Genomic DNA, 18,749 nt, shown 5'->3' on the forward strand with positions numbered 1-18,749 from the left:
GCCGGATCCGCGGCGCCCTGGGCCAGTCCCTGGAGCGCGCAGCGGATCTCAGTTAAGGAGCCTGTCTTGGCCAAGAAGAACTTTCTCGACTTCGAGCAACCGATCGCGGAACTCGAATCCAAGATCGAGGAACTGCGTTACGTGCAGACCGAGTCCGCGGTCGACATCTCGGAAGAGATCGACAAGCTGGCCTCCAAGAGCCTTCAGCTCACCAAGGACATCTACAGCAGCCTGTCGCCCTGGCAGATCACCAAGATCGCGCGCCACGCCGACAGGCCTTATACGCTGGACTACGTGCGCGAGATCTTCACGCACTTCGTCGAGCTGCACGGTGACCGCCACTTCGCGGACGACCTCTCCATCGTGGGAGGCATGGCGCGCTTCAATGGCCAGCCCTGCATGGTCATCGGCCACCAGAAGGGCCGCGACACGAAGGAGCGCGGTCTGCGCAACTTCGGCATGACCAAGCCCGAGGGCTACCGCAAGGCATTGCGCCTGATGAAGCTGGCCGAGAAGTTCAAGCTGCCGGTGTTCACCTTCGTCGACACGCCCGGCGCCTACCCCGGCATCGATGCCGAGGAGCGCGGCCAGTCCGAGGCCATTGGCCGCAACATCTTCGAGATGGCGCAACTCGAGGTGCCCATCATCTCCACCATCATCGGCGAGGGCGGCTCCGGTGGCGCCCTGGCCATCGCCGTGGCCGACCAGGTGCTGATGCTGCAGTACTCGGTCTATTCGGTGATCAGCCCCGAGGGCTGCGCCTCCATCCTCTGGAAGACCAGCGAGCGTGCGAGCGATGCGGCCGAGGCCCTGGGCATCACCGCGCACCGACTCAAGGCCCTGGGCCTGGTCGACAAGATCGTCAACGAGCCCGTGGGCGGCGCGCACCGCGACCACAAGCAGATGGCCGCCTTCCTCAAGCGCGCCCTGGCCGACGCCTACCGCCAGGTGGCCGACCTCAAGGTGAAGGAACTGCTGGAGCGCCGCCATGCGCGCCTCGACGGCTATGGCCGCTTCACCGACACCAAGGCCGACGTCAAAGACCGTCGCTGAGGCGAACGGATGGCCCGGTGCCGATGAGCTCGGCGGCTGGGCGGCGCGGCATTTCACCGATCAGGACAGCGCACCGATCGGCATCGCCTGCAGCGGCGGGGCCGACTCGGTGGCCTTGCTGCTGGCCGCGCACGCGCGCTGGCCGGGGCGCTGCGTGGCGCTGCATGTGCACCACGGCCTGCAGGACGCCGCCGACGATTTCGAGGCCTGCGTGCGCGAACTCGCGTCTTCGTTGGGCCTGCCCATGTGCGTGGCGCGGGTGAACGCCCGGCACGGCACCGGCCAGAGCCCCGAAGATGCGGCCCGGCTCGCGCGCTACGCCGCACTGGCCGAACTGGCGAAAGGGCAGGGCATCGGCTGGGTGCTGGTGGCGCAACACGGCGACGACCAGGCCGAGACCGTGCTGCTTGCGCTCTCGCGCGGCGCGGGCCTGCCCGGCCTGGCCGCCATGCCCGAGGCCTTCGAGCGCCACGGTCAGCGCTTTGGCCGCCCGTGGCTCGGCGTGCCCGCGCACAGCCTGCGCGAAGCCCTGATCGCGCGCGACCAGCGCTTCGTCGACGACCCCAGCAACGGCGACGAGCGCTTCACACGCAACCGCATCCGCGCGCAGTTGATGCCAGCCTGGGCGCGCGCTTTCCCGGGCTACCGCGCCGCGCTCGCGCGCAGCGCCGCGCACGCCGCGCAGGCGCAGCGATTGCTCGACGAACTGGCCGCGATCGACCTGCTCGCCACCGGCGAGCCGCCGCGCATCGCCGCGCTGCAGGCCCTCTCGCGCGACCGGCAGGCCAACGCGCTGCGGCACTGGTTGCGCCGCGCGCACGGCGTGGCGCCCAGCACCGCGCAGCTCGACGAACTGCTCGATCAGGTCCAGGCCTGCCGCACGCGCGGCCACGCCATCCGCCTCAAGGTGGCCGGCGGCTTCGTGCTGCGCGAGGGCGGGTGCCTGGCCTACACCCCCTCGGTATAATCCCGCGGTTTTGCCCGGCCCCGGTGGCTGTGCGGCGCGCGCCCCGATGAAGCCCTGAAGGACCCGACGCGCCGCGTCCCTTCTCCATTCCAAATGGCCCTCATCGTTCACAAGTACGGCGGCACCTCCATGGGGTCGACCGAACGCATCCGCAACGTCGCGCGTCGCGTCGCCAAATGGCACAAGGCCGGTCACCAGATGGTGGTGGTGCCCAGCGCCATGAGCGGCGAAACCAACCGCCTGCTGGGCCTCGCCAAGGAACTGGCGCCGTCGAAGCAAGGCAAGGCCTACGGCCGCGAGCTCGACATGCTGGCCGCCACCGGTGAGCAGGCCTCGTCCGCGTTGCTGGCCATTGCGCTGCAGGCCGAAGGCATGGAAGCCGTGAGCTACGCCGGCTGGCAGGTGCCCATCAAGACCAATGACGCCTACACCAAGGCCCGCATCGAATCCATCGACGACGCCCGCGTGCGCGCCGACCTGAACGCCGGCAAGGTGGTCATCGTCACCGGCTTCCAGGGCATCGACGACGACGGCAACATCACCACGCTGGGTCGCGGCGGCACCGACACCTCGGCCGTGGCCGTGGCCGCGGCGCTCAAAGCCGACGAGTGCCAGATCTACACCGACGTCGATGGCGTCTACACCACCGACCCGCGCGTGGTGCCCGAGGCGCGCCGCCTGCTGCGCGTGAGCTTCGAGGAGATGCTGGAGATGGCCAGCCTGGGCTCCAAGGTGCTGCAGATCCGCTCGGTGGAATTCGCCGGCAAGTACCAGGTGCCGCTTCGCGTGCTCTCGAGCTTCACGCCCTGGGACATCGACCTCGCCGAAGAAGCCGCCTCCGGCACCCTGATCACTTTTGAGGAAGACGAACAAATGGAACAAGCCGTCGTTTCCGGCATTGCGTTCAACCGCGACGAGGCCAAGGTCTCGGTGCTCGGCGTGCCCGACAAGCCCGGCATCGCCGCGCAGATCCTGGGCGCGGTGGCCGACGCCAACATCGAGGTCGACGTCATCATCCAGAACCTGAGCAAGGACGGCAAGACCGACTTCAGCTTCACGGTGCACCGCAACGACTACCAGAAGACGCTCGATCTGCTCAAGGCGCAGGTGGTGCCCGCGCTCGGCGCGGCCGACGTGGTGGGCGACAACCGCATCTGCAAGGTCAGCATCGTGGGCATCGGCATGCGCAGCCACGTGGGCGTGGCCAGCCGCATGTTCCGCTGCCTCAGCAACGAGGGCATCAACATCCAGATGATCTCCACCTCCGAGATCAAGATCTCGGTGGTCATCGACGAGAAGTACATGGAGCTGGCCGTGCGCGCCCTGCACCGCGAGTTCGATCTCGACCAGACCGCCGACACGATCAGCGCCTGAGAGGGGCTGGCCCGCACATGCTTTGGGGCATAATGCGGGTTTCGCGGAGTGATGACCGAGTGGCCGAAGGTGCTCCCCTGCTAAGGGAGTATGGGGTGTAGAGCCTCATCGAGGGTTCGAATCCCTCTCACTCCGCCAGATGTTTCCATCGACAAAGGCGCCCCGCGGGGCGCCTTTTGTTTTTGCCGATTCGTTTGGCCGATTCGCCGGACCTTCACATGTCGAAAAGCCTGTCGCGCACCGCGTTCGCCACCCTGTTGCTCATTGCCTTCATGATGGGCGCCAACCACGTGGCCGCGCGCCTGGCCTTCGACCACGGCGTCACCGTGGCCACTGCCGTGACCTTCCGCAGCGGCGTCACGGCGCTGGTGGTGACGGCCATCCTGCTCTTTTACCGCGTGCCCTTCCAGCTCACGGCGCGCCATCGCAAGGCCCTGCCCGCGATTGGCCTGCTGGTGGGCGTGCAGAGTCTGTGCCTGTACGCCGCCGTGGCGCGCCTGCCGGTGGCGCTGGCGCTGCTGGCCTTCAACACCTACCCGCTGTGGACGGCGATGTGGGCGCGCATCGTGTACGGCCAGAGGCCCGCGCCGCACCTGTTGAAGGCCATGCCCCTGATGCTGCTGGGCCTGGCCTTGGCGCTCGACGTGTCGGGCGCGGCCTCGGGCCTGGGCGCGGGCGGGCACTGGGCGCGCATCGGCGTGGGCGTGGGCTTCGCGCTCGCGGCGGCGGCCAGCTTCGGTCTGGCATTGGTGCTCACGCAGCACGAGGCGGGGGACCTCGACGGCCGCCTGCGCACGGCCACCACCATGGGCATCGTCGCCGTGATCGCGCTGGCCGCGAGCGCCACGCAAGGCGGGCTGCATTTCCCGGACGCCCTGCCGGGCTGGTGGGGCCTGTTGGGCCTGACCTTCCTCTACGGCACGGCCTTCACCATCATGTTCACCGTGCTGCCGCGCCTGGGCGTGGTGGGCAACTCGGCCATCATGAACATCGAACCCATCTTCGCGCTGGTGCTGGCCTGGGTGTTCCTGGGGCAGTCGATCGCGGCGATACAGGTGGCCGGTGGCCTGATCGTGGTGGCCACGGTGATGTGGCTGGGCCTGCGCAAGGCTTGAGGGCGCGGGGAACCGCGGCGTGGGGTGCTGCCACGGGACGTGGCAACCACCGGCCAGCAGGCCCGCCGCACATGTCCGACCCCTAGCAGAACCTCGATCCCGACGCCGCGTCGCTCCCTCACAAGACCCGGCAGGCGATCGCCGAGTTGCGCGCCGGCCTCCTGCATGAACAGCAAGGCGACTTCGCGCGCGCGGCGGCACACTACGAAGGCGTCATCGCGGCTTGCGGGACGCCGCCCGATGATCCGGGCCTCCTGGCCGCCGCGCTGTGCAACATGGGGGGTCTCCTGGTAGGTCAAGGGGAGCTGTCCCGCGCCTTGCCCTTGCTGGAGCGAGCGCGCAGCCTGCTGAAGGACGAGGTCGAGACGCCGGGACTTTCGTATGTCGAGTTCCACCTCGGCCTGGCGAGAATTGCGCAGGGGGACGTCGAAGGCGGGCTCGCCGCCCTCTCGACGGCTCAACGAATCCAGCAGGCGTGTGGCGACATCCGGCACCTGAGCGCCACGCTGTCGGCCCACGCCGTCGTCGACATTCGGCGCGGCCGGTTCGACTCGGCCGAGGCCATGCTGCAGCAAGCCCTGGACATTCAGGAACGCCTGGAGGAGCCTGAGGCGAGGGTTCATACGCTCAGGTTGCTGGAGTACTGCATGGCCGCGCAAGGCCGCAGCGAAACCGCCCAGCGCTACTGCACGGAGGCGGCGCAGTTGTCGATGCTGTTGTCCTTCGCCCGGCCGACTGCGGCCAGCGTGAACCCCGCCGACGGCGCGCGCATCTGGTTTCAGTGACGCGTGATCACCTGCGCGGGTCCGCTCAGTTCGCCTCGTCGTCCAATGACGCGCTCCAGCGGTCGCCCCAGTCCTTGAGCGTGCGCCGGTCGCGTTTGGTCGGCCGTCCTTGCGTCTGGCTCAAGGCAGGCTCAGGCGCCAGACGGCGCTGCTCGGCGCTGGCCAGCCGGCGCGCCACCGACTCGGGCGTTTCCTCGTAAAGCTGTTGCGCCACCGGCGCCGGCCCGCGCACCGAACTCAATCCGCGCACGATCACCGCGCGCAGGTCCTTGCCTTGGCGAAACTCGATGGTGTCGCCCACACGCGGCTCGCGCGAGGCCTTGGCCGCTTGGCCGTTGACGTTCACGCGGCCCTTGTCGATGGCCTCGGCGCTCAAGGCGCGGGTCTTGAAGAAGCGCGCGGCCCAAAGCCATTTGTCCAGGCGCACGCGCTCGGGTCCGGTCTTGGTCGTCGTCATGTCGTCGTGGTGGAGGCCAAGGGCAGGCGCACCGTGGCGTCGAGTCCGCGCACGCTGCTGCCGTCCATGCGGTTGTCCAGTTCGATCTGTCCGTCCAGCGATTGCACCACCTCCCGGCAAATGGCAAGCCCGAGGCCCGAGCCCGAGAGGCTGGGGCCGGCGCGGTGATCGGTGGCGAAGGGCTGGAACAGCCGCTCGCGCAAGGCGGGCGCGATGCCCGGGCCACTGTCGCGCACGATCAGTGCGGCCGTGCGCTCGTCGTGCAAAAGCCCCACGCGTAAGGCACCGCCGGGCGGTGAGTGCTTGATGGCGTTGTGCAGCAGGTTGCGCGTGAGCTCGCGCAGGGCCCACTCGTGCGCGCGCACCGGCGCCGCCTCGTTGACGTCGAGCGCGAAGTCCAGCGAGCGTTCCGCGATCAGTGCCGACAGGTCCAGCGCCACCGCGCGCACCACCGCGGCCCAGTCGCTCACGGGCACGTCGCGGTCCTGGCGCAACTGCTCGACCTTGGCCAAGGCCAGCATCTGATTGGCCAGCTCGGTCGCGCGGTCCACGGTGTGGGCGATCTCGTCGAGCGCCTGCCGCGGCTCCACGTCGCCGCGTCGCGCCGACTGCAACTGCGTCTTCAGCACCGCCAGCGGCGTGCGCAACTGGTGCGAGGTGTCCCGCACGAAACGCTTCTGGTGCTCCAGCAGTTGCGACAGCCGCTGCATGTGCTGGTTGGTCGCGTCCAGCAGCGGCAGCAGTTCGCGTGGCGCGTCCTGCGCGGGCAGGGGCGAGAGGTCGTTCTCGCTGCGCGAGGCGAGCGCGCGGCTGATGTCGCGCACGGGGCGCGTGGCGCGCTGCACCACCAGCACCACCACGAAGGCGATCACCGCCAGCAGCGCGGCCTGGCGCCACAGCGTGTCGATCAGGATCTGGCGCGCGAGCGTCTCGCGCAGCTCCAGCGTCTCGGCCACCTGGATGGTGGCCATGCCCTGGCCCTGCACGCCGGCCACGGGTTGCAGCAGCACGGCCATGCGCACGGGCACGTCGCGGTAGCGGTCGTCGTAGAAGCTCACCAGCGCGGCGTAGATGTTGTCCGAGGGTAGGTCGCGCCGAGGCGGTGGCATGTCGGCGAAGCCCGAGACCATTTCGCCCCGGAAGCCGCTCACGCGGTAGAAGAGTCGGCTGCGGTTGTCGGCTTCGAAGGCCTCCAGCGCGGAGTACAGCACCGTGGCCTGCACGTGCACCTCGCCGTTCTGCGCGGTGACCTGCAACTGCTCGCCCAGCGACTTGGCCGTGGCCAGCAGGGTGCGGTCGTAGGCCGTGTCGGCAGCGGCGAGGGCCTGACGGTACAGCACCACGGTGTTGAACACCACGTAGCCGAACACTGGCAGCAGGATGCCCAGCAGCAGCGTGCGGCGCAACGAGAGCGCGCGCGGCTTCATGGGGTGGCCTTGATGAGGTAGCCCAGGCCGCGCAGCGTGACGAGCTGCGCGCCGGTGTGCGCGATCTTCTTGCGCAGGCGGTAGGCCACCACCTCGATGGCCTCGGGCTGCACGTCGGTCTCGCCGGGGAAGACGAGTTCGAACAAGCGCTCCTTGGCGATGGCGTGGCCCGGGCGCGCGAGCACGGCGCGCAGCAGGGCGAGCTCGCGCGGCGGCAGTTCCAGGGCCTGGCCCAGGTGGTACACGGCGCCGCTCTCACGGTCCACGGCCATGCCGCACCAGGCGCTGGCGGGGGAGGCCTCGGCGTCGCCCGCGCGGCGCACCAGGGCGCGCACGCGTGCCTCCAGCTCGTCCAGGTCGAAAGGCTTGGGCAGGTAGTCATCGGCGCCGGTGTTCAGGCCGAGGATGCGGTCACCTACCGTGCCACGCGCGGTGAGGATGATCACCGGCGTCTTGAGGCCGCTGCTTCGCGCCTGCGCGAGCACCTCCAGCCCGTCCTTGCCAGGCAGCGACAGGTCGAGCAGCACGGCGTCAGGCTGGGTGTCGCGCCACACCGGCAGCGCGCGCTCGCCGTCGTCGCAGGTCACCACCTGGATGCCGCGCCGCTCGAAGGCACGCCTCAGCGTGGCCTGCATGGTGGTGTTGTCTTCGACGAGCAGGAGCTTCATGGGGGCATCGATTATGGGTACGCTCGCGCCTCAGGGTTTCTCCCAGGGCGACCGACAGCCAACTGACAGCCCGGGCGCCGACCATTCGCTCCGTCGATTCCACAACCACGGAGACAAGTCCATGCGCCGCGACACCTTCATCAAATCCCTGGCCGCGCTCGCCGCCACCGGCGCCCTGCCCAACGCGGCATGGGCCAACGCCAACATCAAGATGATGATCCCCGCCAACCCCGGTGGCGGCTGGGATGGCACCGGCCGCGCGCTCGGCGATGCCCTGCGCGACGCGGGCGTGGCATCTTCGGTGACCTATGAGAACAAGGGCGGCGCGGCCGGCGCCATCGGACTGGCCCAGTTCTTCAACGCCAGCAAGGGCGACCCGAACGCCCTCATGGTGATGGGCGCCGTCATGCTCGGCGGCATCATCACCGGCAAGCCGCCGGTGTCCATCACCCAGGTCACGCCCGTCGCGCGCCTCACCACCGAATACAACGTCTTCGTGCTGCCGGCCGACTCGCCGCTTAAGACCATGAAGGACGTGGTCGAGCAGCTCAAGAAGGACCCCGGCAGCGTCAAGTGGGGCGGCGGCTCGCGCGGCGCCACCGAACACATCGCGGCGGCGCAGATCGCGCAGGCCGTGGGCGTGCCCGCCGCCAAGATCAACTACGTGCCGTTCCGTGGAGGCGGCGAAGCGGTGGCGGCCATCCTCGGCGGTAACGTCACCGTCGGCGGCAGCGGCTACAGCGAGTTCCAGCCCTACATCGAAAGCGGCAAGATGCGCGCCATCGCCGTCACCTCGGACAAGCGCCTGGACGGCATCAACGTGCCCACGCTGAAAGAGCAGGGTATCGACGTGGTGATCGGCAACTGGCGCGGTGTGTACGGTGCCGCCGGCATCACGCCCGCGCAGCGCGATGCGCTGGTCGCCATGGTCGTCAAGGCCACGCAAAGCAAATCCTGGGCGGCGTCGGTGAAGAAGAACAACTGGACGCCCGCGCTGCTGACCGGCAAGGCCTTCGAGGAATTCGTGGACCGCGACTTCTCCAGCCTGCGCGCGACCATGGTTCGCGCCGGCATGGTCTGAGCCAGGCCCGGCCATGAGCGATTCTCAGCAGCCCGCGCCGGTGGACGCGGGGCAGGTGGCCATCGCCCTGGGCGCGCTCGGCGTGGCCGTGGTGCTGGCCGTCGGCGCCTGGCAGTTGCCCGCGTCGACCGGCTACTCGGGCGTGGGGCCGAACGTGCTGCCCTGGGTGATGTGCGTGGCCATGGCCGCCTGCGGCGCCCTGCTGCTGTGGCAGGCGCTGCACGGCGGCTGGCGCGACGTGGAGCCGCCGTCGGGTGCCGAGCGCGGTGACTGGCGCGCGCTGGCCTGGGTGGCGGGCGGCGTCGTCGCCAACGCCGCGCTCATCACCACCATCGGCTTCGTGCTGAGCTGCACGCTGTGTTACGCGCTGGCCGTGCGCGGCCTGCGCCTGAGCGAGGGCCGCGCCGGCGGCGGCGCGCGCACCACGCTCACCGACCTCGTCACCGGCGTGCTGATTTCGGCGCCTGTGTTCTGGGTGTTCACCAAGGTGCTGGCGGTCAATTTGCCCGGCATCAGCGCCAGCGGCTGGATCTGACATGGGCGACATCCTGACGCAACTCATGGGCGGCTTCGCCACCGCCGCCACGCCGATCAACCTGCTGTGGGCGCTGGCCGGCTGCGCTTTGGGCACCGCCATCGGCGTTCTGCCGGGGCTGGGGCCCGCGGTCACGGTGGCCATGCTGCTGCCCATCACGGGGCAGGTCGAGCCCACGGCCTCGATGATCTTCTTCGCGGGCATCTACTACGGCGCGATGTACGGCGGGTCCACCACCTCCATCCTGCTCAACACCCCCGGTGAAACCGGCACCATGGTGACCGCGCTCGAAGGCTTCAAGATGGCCAAGAACGGCCGCGCGGGTGCCGCGCTGGCCACGGCGGCCATCGGCTCCTTCGTGGCCGGCACCATCGGTACGGTGCTCGTCACCCTGTTCGCGCCCGCGCTGGCGGAATACGCCGTGCGCCTGGGCCCGCCCGAGTACTTCTGCCTCATGCTGCTGGCCTTCACCACCGTGAGCGCGGTGCTGGGAAAGAGCGCGCTGCGTGGCCTCACCGCGCTCTTCCTCGGCCTCTCGTTCGGCCTCGTCGGCATCGACCAGATCAGCGCGCAGGTGCGCTACACCGCGGGCATCCTGGAGTTCATGGACGGCGTGGAGGTGGTGCTGGTGGCGGTGGGCCTGTTCGCCGTGACCGAGGCGCTCTACAACGCGCTCTACGAAGGCCGCCTGCAGTCGTCGATGAACCGCCTGACCAAGGTGCACATGACGCGCGGCGAGTGGCGCCGTTCCTGGCCGGCCTGGCTGCGCGGCACGGCGATCGGTTTCCCCTTCGGCACCATCCCGGCGGGCGGGTCGGAAATCCCCACCTTCCTGAGCTACGCCACGGAGCGCAAGCTGGCCAGGGACGACGAAAAGGCCAGCTTCGGCACCACAGGTGCCATCGAGGGCGTGGCGGGGCCTGAGGCGGCCAACAACGCGGCCGTGACGGCCACGCTGGTGCCGCTGCTGACGCTGGGCATCCCCACCTCGGTGACGGCGGCGATCCTGCTGTCCGCCTTGCAGAACTACGGCATCAACGCCGGACCGCAGCTGTTCCAGACCTCGTCCGCCCTGGTGTGGGCGCTGATCGCCTCGCTCTACATCGGCAACGTGATGCTGCTGGTGCTGAACCTGCCGCTGGTGGGCCTGTGGGTGAAGCTGCTGAAGATCCCGCGTCCGCAGCTGTACGCGGGCATCCTGATCTTCGCGACAGTGGGCGTGTACGGCATGCGCCAGAGCGCGTTCGACCTGTACCTGATGCTGGCGATCGGCCTGCTGGGGGTGCTGATGCGCCGATTCGACTTCCCCGCCGCGCCGGTGATCGTGGGCCTGATCCTGGGGCCGCTGGCGGAGGCGCAGTTGCGCAACGCGCTGTCGATCGGCGAGGGCAACTGGCTGATCTTCGTGCAGCGGCCGATGTCGCTGGTGCTGCTGATCGCGGTGATGGGGGTGGTGGTGGTGCCGAGGCTGCTGGCGCGGCGGCAACGGCGTGCGTTGGCTTCCGCGTGAGCTNNNNTTATTTCGCTACGCAGGGCACCCAGCGTCCGCGAGCCGAAGGCATGGTTCGAGTGCCAACAGACGAGTGCCAACGAGGTCGTCGGTGATTGGGTGTCCGGCGTAGCGAAATAAAGGAGGAGGAGCGGAGCGCGTCAGCGATCCGTTCCGGGGGACATTCGCGGAGCCGGACACCCAAGCGCCGATGACCGGAGCCTCCGGAGAAGAAGCCCCCCGGGGGGACAAAAAAACATACCCCACCCGGGTACCATCCCGCCCATGACCCGCGACGACCGCCTGCCCCGCGACGCGCAGAGCATCCTGGAGCTCGCCGCGCGCTCCATGTTCGACCTCTTCGCCAACGCCAGCGAAGGCATGCTGCTGGTGGACCGGCACGCCCGCGTCGTCTGGATCAACGACCAGTACCGCCGCTTCCTCCCCGCCCTGGGCTTCGAGCGCGAGGAAGACTTCGTCGGCCAGCCCGTCAGCCAGGTCGTGCAGCACACCCAGATGCACCGCGTGCTGGAAACCGGCAAGCCCATCCTCATCGACCTGCTCACCAACCGCGCCGGCACCTTCGTCGTCACCCGCATTCCCCTGCGCGACGACGCCGGCGAGGTCATCGGCGTGCTCGGCATCGTGCTCTTCGACCACCCCGAGACCACGCTGCAACCCCTCATCACCAAGTTCGCCCGGCTCGAGCAGGACCTGCACGACGCGCGCCGCGAACTCGCGCACCAGCGCCGCAGCAAATACACCTTCGCCAGCTTCGTCGGCACCAGCACGGCCGCGGTGGAGGTCAAGCGGCAGGCGCGCCGCGCGGCGCAGTCCGGCAGCCCGGTGCTGCTGCTCGGCGAAACCGGCACCGGCAAGGAACTGCTCGCGCACGCCATTCACGCCGCCTCGCCGCGCGCCGGCCGGCCCTTCGTCAGCGTGAACATGGCCGCCGTGCCGGAGACCCTGCTGGAGGCCGAGTTCTTCGGCGTGGCGCCCGGCGCCTACACCGGCGCCGACAAGAAAGGCCGCGACGGCAAGTTCAAGCTGGCCGATGGCGGCACGCTGTTCCTCGACGAACTGGGCGACATGCCCATGGCCATGCAGGTCAAGCTGTTGCGCGCCCTGCAGGAAGGCGAGATCGAGCCGCTCGGCTCGAACCAGCTCGTGCCCTTCGACGTTCGCGTGGTGGCGGCCACCTCGCGCGACCTGCCGCAGATGGTGAGGGAAGGGCGCTTCCGCGAGGACCTGTACTACCGCCTCAACGTGCTGCCCATCCGCGTGCCGCCCCTGCGCGAACGCCAGAGCGACGTGCCCCTGCTCATCGAAGCGCTGTGCGAGGACATCGCCGCGCGCGGCGGCGGGCCGCAGCTGGAGTTCGGCGCCGAGGCCCAGGCACTGCTCGCGGCCCAGCCCTGGCGCGGCAACATCCGCGAGCTGCGCAACGTGCTGGAGCAACTGGCGCTGCGCAGCGACTCGCCGCTGATCGATCCCGCGCAGGTGGACGAGGTGCTGCGCGAGGCGGGCCTGCCCGCGCTGGCGCCGGTGCGCGAGGCGCCGCGCGCCACCGCGCCCGCGCCCGCGCCCGACATCGACCCCCGCCCACTGGCCGAGCAGGTGGCCGAACTCGAGCGCCGCGCCATCGCGCAGGCACTGGCGCGCACCGGCGGCAACCGCAGCGCGGCGGCGAAACTCCTGGGCATCTCGCGGGCGAGCCTGTACGACCGCCTGGCGTCTTTTGAGGGCTTGTCGGAATTTCCGACAACTGCCTGATTTTCAGGCAGTCGGATCGCTTGGGCGCGTCTGAAATTCAGACATATAGCCCCCCGCCGGAAAGGAAAACCGTTTCAGATCAACGGCTTGTCAAGCTGGCACGGCATGTGCACCACTGTGGCACGGCGCCACGCGCTGTGCCAGCAACCATCAGGAGACAAGCATGTTCGACACCACCCGCCGCCTGGCGGTGATCGCCCTGGCCTGCACGGCCACCCTGGGTTTTGCCCAAGCCAACAAGGGTGAGATCCGCATCGCCCACATCCACAGCAAGACCGGCCCGCTGGAGGCCTACGCCAAGCAGACCCACACGGGCCTGATGATGGGCCTGAACTACGCCACGGGCGGCACCATGACGGTCGCGGGCAAGAAGATCGTGGTGATCGAGAAGGACGATCAGGGCAAGCCCGACGTGGGCAAGAGCCTGCTGGCCGCGGCCTACGCCGACGACAAGGTCGACCTCGCCATCGGCCCCACCGCCTCCCCGGTGGCCCTGGCCATGCTCCCCGTGGCCGAGGAGTACCGCAAGATCCTGCTGGTGGAGCCCGCCGTGGCCGACTCCATCACCGGCGACAAGTGGAACAAGTACATCTTCCGCACCGGCCGCAACAGCAGCCAGGACGCCGCCGCGAACGCCGTGGCGCTGGACGCTCCCAACAACGTGATCGGCGTGCTCGCCAACGACAACGCCTTCGGCCGCGACGCGGTAAAGGCCGCCAAGGACTTCACCACCAAGGCCAAGATCGTCCACGAGGAGTACCTGCCCGTGGGCACGACGGACTTCACCGCCGGCCTGCTGCGCCTGGTCGACAAACTCAAGGACCAGCCCGGCAACAAGTTCATTTCGGTCGTGTGGTCGGGCGCACCCACGCCCTTCGCCAAGATCGCCGAGATGGAGCTGGACAAGCGCTACGGCATCAAGCTCGCCACGGGCGGCAACATCCTGCCGGCCATGGTCGCCTACAAGCAGTTCCCGGGCATGGAGGGCGCGCTGTACTACTACTTCGGCATTCCCAAGAACCCGATCAACGAGGCCATGGTGTCGGAGCACTACCGCCAGTTCAAGCAGCCGCCGGACTTCTTCACGGCCGGTGGCTTCAGCGCCGCGATGGCCGTGGTGACCGCGCTCAAGAAAACCAACGGCGACACCAACACCAACAAGCTCATCCAGACCATGGAGGGCATGAGCTTCGACACGCCCAAGGGCACCATGACCTTCCGCAAGGAAGACCACCAGGCCATGCAGAGCATGTACCACTTCCGGATCAAGGCCGACCCGGCCTTCGCCTGGGGCGTGCCCGAGCTTGTTCGAGAGATCAAGCCGTCGGACATGAACATCCCGATCCGCAACAAGCGCTGAACCTGGCGTGCGCCCGCCGGGCGCACGAACCCCCATGCTGCAAACCTCGAACCTCACGGTCCGCTTCGGCGGGCACGTGGCGGTGAACGCTGTCTCCTGCGCGTTTGCGCCGGGCACGCTCACCGCCATCGTCGGCCCCAATGGTGCGGGCAAGACGACCTACTTCAACCTGATCTCCGGGCAGATCAAGGCCAGCGCCGGTACGGTGACGCTGGACGGGCGCGAACTGACGAACCTGAGCGCACCGCTGCGCACGCGTGCGGGCCTGGGGCGCGCCTTCCAGCTCACCAACCTGTTTCCGCAACTGAGCGTGCGCGAGAACGTGCGCATGGCGGTGCAGGCCCGCGCCGGCGCGGGCATGGACTTCTTTCGCATCTGGAGCGACCGCAAGGACCTGATCGAGCAGGCCGACCGCATCCTGGAGACCGTGGCCCTGGCCGACAAGGCCGAGGCGCGCGCGGCCAGCCTGCCGCACGGCGACCAGCGCAAGCTGGAGGTCGGCATCCTGATGGCCCTGGACCCCAAGGTCTACATGTTCGACGAGCCCACCGCCGGCATGAGCGTGGACGAGGTGCCGGTGATCCTCAACCTGATCCGGGGCCTCAAGGCCGACAAAAGCAAGACCATCCTGCTGGTGGAGCACAAGATGGACGTGGTGCGCGAGCTCTCGGACCGCATCATCGTGCTGCACAACGGCGAGCTGGTGGCCGACGGCGAACCCGACGTGGTGATTGCCTCGCCCGTGGTGCAGCAGGCCTACCTGGGCGTGAACCCGGAAGAGGAGGCCACGGCATGACGGCGCCGCTGCTGCAGCTCGATGGCGTGCACACGCACATCGGCGCGTACCACATCCTGCACGGCGTGGACCTGCAGGTGCCCGCCAACCAGCTCACCATGCTGCTGGGCCGCAATGGCGCCGGCAAGACGACGACGCTGCGCACCATCATGGGCCTGTGGCACGCCAGCCAGGGCCGCATCACGCTCGCGGGCCAGGACATCACCGCCAGGGCGACGCCGGACATCGCGCAGAGCGGCGTGGCCTACGTGCCCGAGAACATGGGCATCTTCGCGGACCTGAGCGTGAAGGAAAACATGCTGCTGGCCGCGCGTGGCGCTCGCACCATCGACGACGTGGACACGAAGCGCCTGGAATGGATCTTCGACATGTTCCCCGCGATGAAGAAGTTCTGGCTGCACCCGGCGGGCAAGCTCTCGGGCGGGCAGAAGCAGATGCTCGCGGTCTCGCGCGCCATCGTCGAGCCGCGCCAGCTGCTGCTCATCGACGAGCCGAGCAAGGGCCTGGCCCCGGCCATCATCCAGAACATGATCGCGGCCTTCCGCGAGCTCAAGGCCGCGCAGACGACCCTCCTGCTCGTCGAGCAGAACTTCAACTTCGCGCGCCAGTTGGGCGACACGGTGGCCGTGATGGACGACGGCCGCGTGGTGCACAGCGGCGCGATGGCCGAACTCGCCGAGGACGTCGCGCTGCAGTCGCGCCTGCTCGGTCTCTCGCTGGGAGCGCATCAGTGAACACCTCGGTGATCAACACCCCCGCCACCGGCAGCGTCGCCCGCTGGCAGGCCCTGAAAGACTTCGACTGGAAGCCCGTGGCCCTGGTGCCGTTGCTGGCCGCGCTGGCGCTGCCGGCCGTGGGCAGCGGCTCGACCTGGCTCACGCTCACCGTGGCCGGCCTGGCCATGGGCCTCATCGTCTTCATCATCGCCTCGGGCCTCACGCTCGTGTTCGGCCTGATGGACGTGCTCAACTTCGGCCACGGCGTGTTCATCGCGCTGGGCGCCTTCGTCGCCGTCAGTGTGTTCGGCGGCCTCAACGCCTACGCCATCGCCGACAGCTTCTGGCTCAACCTGCTGGCCCTGGTGCCCGCGATGCTGGTGGCCATGCTGGTGGCCGGAGCCATCGGCCTGGTGTTCGAGCGCTTCATCGTGCGCCCGGTCTACGGCCAGCACCTGAAGCAGATCCTCATCACCATGGGCGGCATGATCATCGGCGAGGAACTGATCAAGGTGATCTGGGGCCCGGGCCAGCTCGCGCTGCCGCTGCCCGAAACCCTGCGCGGCAGTTTCATCATCGGCGATGCGTCGATCGAGAAGTACCGCCTGCTGGCCATGGCCGTGGGCATCGCGGTGTTCGCCGTCATGGTCTGGACGCTCAACCGCACCAAGGTCGGCCTGCTCATTCGCGCCGGCGTGCAGGACCGCGAGATGGTCGAGTCCCTGGGCTACCGCATCCAGCGCCTGTTCGTGGGCGTGTTCGTGGCTGGCAGCGCACTGGCCGGCCTGGGCGGCGTGATGTGGGGCCTGTACCAGCAGACCGTGCTGCCGCAGATGGGCGCGCAGGTCAATGTGCTGATCTTCATCGTCATCATCATCGGCGGCCTGGGCTCCACGCTGGGCGCGCTGGTGGGCGCGCTGCTGGTGGGCCTGATGGCCAACTACACGGGCTTTCTCATGCCCAAGGTGGCGCTGTTCTCGAACATCGCGCTCATGGTCGCCATCCTGCTGTGGCGGCCGCAGGGTGTCTACCCCGTCGCGAACAGATGAACACCCCCCGCGCCGCCGTCGGCGTCACCCCCCTGAAGGGGGGCGCAGCCTGTGGCCCGGCAAAGCCGGTTCCACGGCTGCCGCGCCTGGCGGGCCTGGCACTCGCCCCCGTTCTTCGGTCCTGAGAGGCTCGATCCACCATGTTGTCCCGTCTGCTCTCCCATGATCTCCCGCGCAGCCGCTGGCTCGCCATCCTGCTCGTGCTGCTGGTGCTGGGCCTGGCCTTCGCGCCCTTCCTGTTTCCGGGCGTGAAGGCGCTCAACGTCGCGGCCAAGGTGCTGATCTTCATCGCGCTGGTGGTCAGCTTCGACCTGCTGCTGGGCTACACCGGCATCGTGAGCTTCGCGCACACCATGTTCTTCGGCATCGGCGCGTACGGCATCGCCATCTCGGCCAATGCCATGGGCCCCACCTGGTGGGCGCTGGTGGTGGGCGCGGTCGGTGCGCTGCTGCTCTCGTTGCTGCTGTCGCTGCTCATCGGCCTGTTCTCGCTGCGCGTGCGGGCGATCTTCTTCGCCATGATCACGCTGGCCGTGGCCTCGGCCTTTCTCACACTGGCCTCGCAGCTGTCCGACATCACCGGCGGCGAGGACGGCCTGACCTTCCGCCTGCCCGAGCTGCTGTCGCCCGGCTTCGCGCTGATGGAGGAGGATTTCGAGGGCCCCTTCGGCCCGGTCTCGCTCAACGGCCGCTTCATCACCTACTACCTGCTGTTTACCAGCGTGGTGGCCATGTTCCTGGTGATGCTGCGCATCGTGAACTCTCCCTTCGGCCGCGTGCTGCAGGCCATTCGCGAGAACGACTTCCGCGCCGAGGCCCTGGGCTATCGCGTGGTGGTGTACCGCACGCTGTCGAACGTGATCGCCGCGTCCTTCGCCACGCTGGCGGGCTGCCTGCTCGCGCTCTGGCTGCGCTACAACGGGCCGGACACCTCGCTGTCCTTCGAGATCATGCTGGACATCCTGCTCATCGTCGTCATCGGCGGCATGGGTACGCTCTACGGCGCCATCATCGGCAGCGTGGTCTTCCTGGTGGCGCAGAGCTACCTGCAGGACCTGCTGCGCTGGCTCGGCGGCCTGTTCGAAGGCCTGCCGCTGCTGCCCGCGCTGCTCACGCCCGATCGCTGGCTGCTCTGGCTGGGCCTGCTGTTCGTGCTCTCGGTCTACCACTTCCCCACGGGCGTCGTCGGCAAGCTGCGCGAGCGCGCACTGGCCAGGGCCACGAAGGAGTCCACATGAACTTCGCCGCGCTCGAACCGCGCTCGCGCTACATCACCTGCGAGGAGCGCGAGATCCACTTCATGGACTGGGTGCCCGCGCAGGCCGGCGGCCCGGTGGTGGTGGCCTGGCACGGTCTGGCGCGCACCGGGCGCGACATGGACCCGCTGGCCGCGCACCTGTGCGCCCAGGGCTGGCGCGTGATCTGCCCCGACACCATCGGGCGCGGTCTCTCGCAGTGGAGCCGCGATCCGAAGGCGGAGTACTGCCTCGACTTCTATTCGAAGCTGGCGAAGTCGCTGGTCGATCAGCTCGCGCTGGACCGCTTCCACTGGGTGGGCACGTCCATGGGCGGCGCTATCGGCATGGTGTGCGCGGCGGGGCCGCTGCGCGGGCGCATCGAGCGCCTCGTGCTCAACGACATCGGCCCGCAGCTCGCGCCGGCGGCGGTGCAGCGCATCCGCAGCTACGCTGGCAGCCCCTCGGCCTTCGACACCATGCGCGAGCTGGAACAGTACTTCCGCGAGGTCTACAAGCCCTACGGTCACCTGCCCGACAAGCAATGGCGCCTGCTCAGCGAAAGCTCCATGCGCCGCCTGCCCGACGGCCGCGTGACGCCGCACTACGACCCGGCCATGGCGCAGCAGTTCGAGCACCACCCGCATGACTACGATCTGTGGCCGGTGTTCGACAGCATCGACGTGCCGGTGCTGTGCCTGCGCGGGGCCGACTCCGACCTGCTGCTGGCCGAGACCGCCGAGGCCATGCGCGACCGCGGCCCGCGCGCGCTGGTGGTGACGATTCCCGGCTGCGGGCACGCGCCCGCGCTCAACGTGCCGGACCAATTGGAGCTGGTGCAGCGTTTCCTGGCGGGGCACTGAACGCGC

At 68.9% G+C, this 18,749-nt stretch carries 18 protein-coding genes and 1 tRNA gene; 16 read left to right on the forward strand and 3 right to left on the reverse strand.

The window, feature by feature from the left end; all coding sequences use genetic code 11:
• The first annotated feature begins 66 nt into the window (after positions 1-66).
• The 6 genes from GTO19_RS07760 (at position 67) to GTO19_RS07785 (ending at position 5,294) form a co-directional block, all read left to right on the forward strand.
• The gene (locus GTO19_RS07760) at positions 67-1,053 is read left to right on the forward strand and encodes an acetyl-CoA carboxylase carboxyltransferase subunit alpha (RefSeq protein WP_291019994.1); all 987 of its coding nucleotides are present in this window, start codon (positions 67-69) and stop codon (positions 1,051-1,053) included.
• Positions 989-2,020 (forward strand): tRNA lysidine(34) synthetase TilS, encoded by a 1,032-nt coding sequence (tilS, locus tag GTO19_RS07765; protein ID WP_291019997.1) that lies wholly within the window; start codon positions 989-991, stop codon positions 2,018-2,020. Before GTO19_RS07760 ends, tilS begins: the two co-directional genes overlap by 65 nt.
• A 93-nt stretch (positions 2,021-2,113) precedes the next feature.
• Complete coding sequence (locus GTO19_RS07770) at positions 2,114-3,394, forward strand: aspartate kinase (RefSeq protein ID WP_291019999.1); 1,281 nt, start codon at positions 2,114-2,116, stop codon at positions 3,392-3,394.
• A gap of 45 nt (positions 3,395-3,439) precedes the next feature.
• A tRNA-Ser gene (locus GTO19_RS07775) sits at positions 3,440-3,532 on the forward strand.
• An 80-nt stretch (positions 3,533-3,612) separates the two neighbouring features.
• On the forward strand, positions 3,613-4,509 hold the full coding sequence (locus tag GTO19_RS07780) for an EamA family transporter (RefSeq protein ID WP_291020001.1): 897 nt from the start codon (positions 3,613-3,615) through the stop codon (positions 4,507-4,509).
• Positions 4,510-4,655: 146 nt separating this feature from the next.
• Positions 4,656-5,294, forward strand: a complete 639-nt coding sequence (locus tag GTO19_RS07785; RefSeq protein ID WP_291020003.1) for a tetratricopeptide repeat protein — start codon at positions 4,656-4,658, stop codon at positions 5,292-5,294.
• A 25-nt stretch (positions 5,295-5,319) separates the two neighbouring features.
• Here the strand turns inward: GTO19_RS07785 and GTO19_RS07790 are convergent, their stop codons facing one another.
• The 3 genes from GTO19_RS07790 to GTO19_RS07800 are packed head-to-tail and all read right to left on the reverse strand — an operon-like array spanning position 5,320 to position 7,846.
• On the reverse strand, positions 5,320-5,751 hold the full coding sequence (locus GTO19_RS07790) for an RNA-binding S4 domain-containing protein (RefSeq protein WP_291020005.1): 432 nt from the start codon (positions 5,749-5,751) through the stop codon (positions 5,320-5,322).
• The gene (locus GTO19_RS07795; RefSeq protein WP_291020007.1) at positions 5,748-7,178 is read right to left on the reverse strand and encodes a sensor histidine kinase; all 1,431 of its coding nucleotides are present in this window, start codon (positions 7,176-7,178) and stop codon (positions 5,748-5,750) included. Before GTO19_RS07795 ends, GTO19_RS07790 begins: the two co-directional genes overlap by 4 nt.
• The gene (locus GTO19_RS07800) at positions 7,175-7,846 is read right to left on the reverse strand and encodes a response regulator transcription factor (RefSeq protein WP_291020010.1); all 672 of its coding nucleotides are present in this window, start codon (positions 7,844-7,846) and stop codon (positions 7,175-7,177) included. The genes GTO19_RS07795 and GTO19_RS07800 overlap by 4 nt, the downstream gene beginning before the upstream one ends.
• Positions 7,847-7,967: 121 nt before the next feature.
• Between GTO19_RS07800 and GTO19_RS07805 the strand changes: the two genes are divergently transcribed.
• From GTO19_RS07805 to GTO19_RS07850, 10 genes are all read left to right on the forward strand, one after another.
• Positions 7,968-8,927: a tripartite tricarboxylate transporter substrate binding protein gene (locus GTO19_RS07805; RefSeq protein ID WP_291020013.1), complete on the forward strand. Its 960-nt coding sequence runs from the start codon at positions 7,968-7,970 to the stop codon at positions 8,925-8,927.
• 13 nt (positions 8,928-8,940) lie between these two features.
• On the forward strand, positions 8,941-9,462 hold the full coding sequence (locus GTO19_RS07810; RefSeq protein WP_291020015.1) for a tripartite tricarboxylate transporter TctB family protein: 522 nt from the start codon (positions 8,941-8,943) through the stop codon (positions 9,460-9,462).
• A gap of 1 nt (position 9,463) precedes the next feature.
• Entirely contained in the window at positions 9,464-10,972 is a 1,509-nt protein-coding gene (locus GTO19_RS07815) for a tripartite tricarboxylate transporter permease (RefSeq protein ID WP_291020017.1), read from the forward strand.
• Between the two features lie 264 nt (positions 10,973-11,236).
• Entirely contained in the window at positions 11,237-12,724 is a 1,488-nt protein-coding gene (locus GTO19_RS07820) for a sigma 54-interacting transcriptional regulator (protein WP_291020019.1), read from the forward strand.
• Positions 12,725-12,887: 163 nt separating this feature from the next.
• Positions 12,888-14,084 (forward strand): substrate-binding domain-containing protein, encoded by a 1,197-nt coding sequence (locus GTO19_RS07825; protein ID WP_291020020.1) that lies wholly within the window; start codon positions 12,888-12,890, stop codon positions 14,082-14,084.
• A gap of 34 nt (positions 14,085-14,118) precedes the next feature.
• Entirely contained in the window at positions 14,119-14,880 is a 762-nt protein-coding gene (locus GTO19_RS07830) for an ABC transporter ATP-binding protein (RefSeq protein WP_291020022.1), read from the forward strand.
• Entirely contained in the window at positions 14,877-15,614 is a 738-nt protein-coding gene (locus GTO19_RS07835) for an ABC transporter ATP-binding protein (RefSeq protein WP_291020023.1), read from the forward strand. Before GTO19_RS07830 ends, GTO19_RS07835 begins: the two co-directional genes overlap by 4 nt.
• A 53-nt stretch (positions 15,615-15,667) precedes the next feature.
• Positions 15,668-16,645, forward strand: coding sequence for a branched-chain amino acid ABC transporter permease (locus GTO19_RS07840; RefSeq protein WP_291020141.1), 978 nt, complete (start codon positions 15,668-15,670; stop codon positions 16,643-16,645).
• 140 nt (positions 16,646-16,785) lie between these two features.
• Complete coding sequence (locus GTO19_RS07845) at positions 16,786-17,883, forward strand: branched-chain amino acid ABC transporter permease (RefSeq protein WP_291020025.1); 1,098 nt, start codon at positions 16,786-16,788, stop codon at positions 17,881-17,883.
• Positions 17,880-18,743 carry an alpha/beta hydrolase gene (locus tag GTO19_RS07850; RefSeq protein ID WP_291020027.1) on the forward strand — a complete coding sequence of 288 codons (864 nt, stop codon included), beginning with the start codon at positions 17,880-17,882 and terminating at the stop codon, positions 18,741-18,743. Before GTO19_RS07845 ends, GTO19_RS07850 begins: the two co-directional genes overlap by 4 nt.
• Positions 18,744-18,749: the final 6 nt, after the last annotated feature.

The sequence above is a fragment of the Hydrogenophaga sp. genome, from assembly GCF_011772445.1.
Classification (GTDB): Bacteria; Pseudomonadota; Gammaproteobacteria; order Burkholderiales; family Burkholderiaceae_C; genus Hydrogenophaga.

Bases quoted from the DNA above. Each gene is read 5' to 3' on its own strand.
- GTO19_RS07810 (WP_291020015.1), top strand. From the start codon at position 8,941: ATGAGCGATTCTCAGCAGCCCGCGCCGGTGGACGCGGGGCAGGTGGCC.
- GTO19_RS07790 (WP_291020005.1), bottom strand. From the start codon at position 5,751: ATGACGACGACCAAGACCGGACCCGAGCGCGTGCGCCTGGACAAATGG.
- GTO19_RS07815 (WP_291020017.1), top strand. From the start codon at position 9,464: ATGGGCGACATCCTGACGCAACTCATGGGCGGCTTCGCCACCGCCGCC.
- GTO19_RS07805 (WP_291020013.1), top strand. From the start codon at position 7,968: ATGCGCCGCGACACCTTCATCAAATCCCTGGCCGCGCTCGCCGCCACC.
- GTO19_RS07835 (WP_291020023.1), top strand. From the start codon at position 14,877: ATGACGGCGCCGCTGCTGCAGCTCGATGGCGTGCACACGCACATCGGC.
- GTO19_RS07850 (WP_291020027.1), top strand. From the start codon at position 17,880: ATGAACTTCGCCGCGCTCGAACCGCGCTCGCGCTACATCACCTGCGAG.
- GTO19_RS07845 (WP_291020025.1), top strand. From the start codon at position 16,786: ATGTTGTCCCGTCTGCTCTCCCATGATCTCCCGCGCAGCCGCTGGCTC.
- GTO19_RS07770 (WP_291019999.1), top strand. From the start codon at position 2,114: ATGGCCCTCATCGTTCACAAGTACGGCGGCACCTCCATGGGGTCGACC.
- tilS (WP_291019997.1), top strand. From the start codon at position 989: ATGCGCGCCTCGACGGCTATGGCCGCTTCACCGACACCAAGGCCGACG.
- GTO19_RS07800 (WP_291020010.1), bottom strand. From the start codon at position 7,846: ATGAAGCTCCTGCTCGTCGAAGACAACACCACCATGCAGGCCACGCTG.
- GTO19_RS07820 (WP_291020019.1), top strand. From the start codon at position 11,237: ATGACCCGCGACGACCGCCTGCCCCGCGACGCGCAGAGCATCCTGGAG.
- GTO19_RS07830 (WP_291020022.1), top strand. From the start codon at position 14,119: ATGCTGCAAACCTCGAACCTCACGGTCCGCTTCGGCGGGCACGTGGCG.
- GTO19_RS07780 (WP_291020001.1), top strand. From the start codon at position 3,613: ATGTCGAAAAGCCTGTCGCGCACCGCGTTCGCCACCCTGTTGCTCATT.
- GTO19_RS07825 (WP_291020020.1), top strand. From the start codon at position 12,888: ATGTTCGACACCACCCGCCGCCTGGCGGTGATCGCCCTGGCCTGCACG.
- GTO19_RS07795 (WP_291020007.1), bottom strand. From the start codon at position 7,178: ATGAAGCCGCGCGCGCTCTCGTTGCGCCGCACGCTGCTGCTGGGCATC.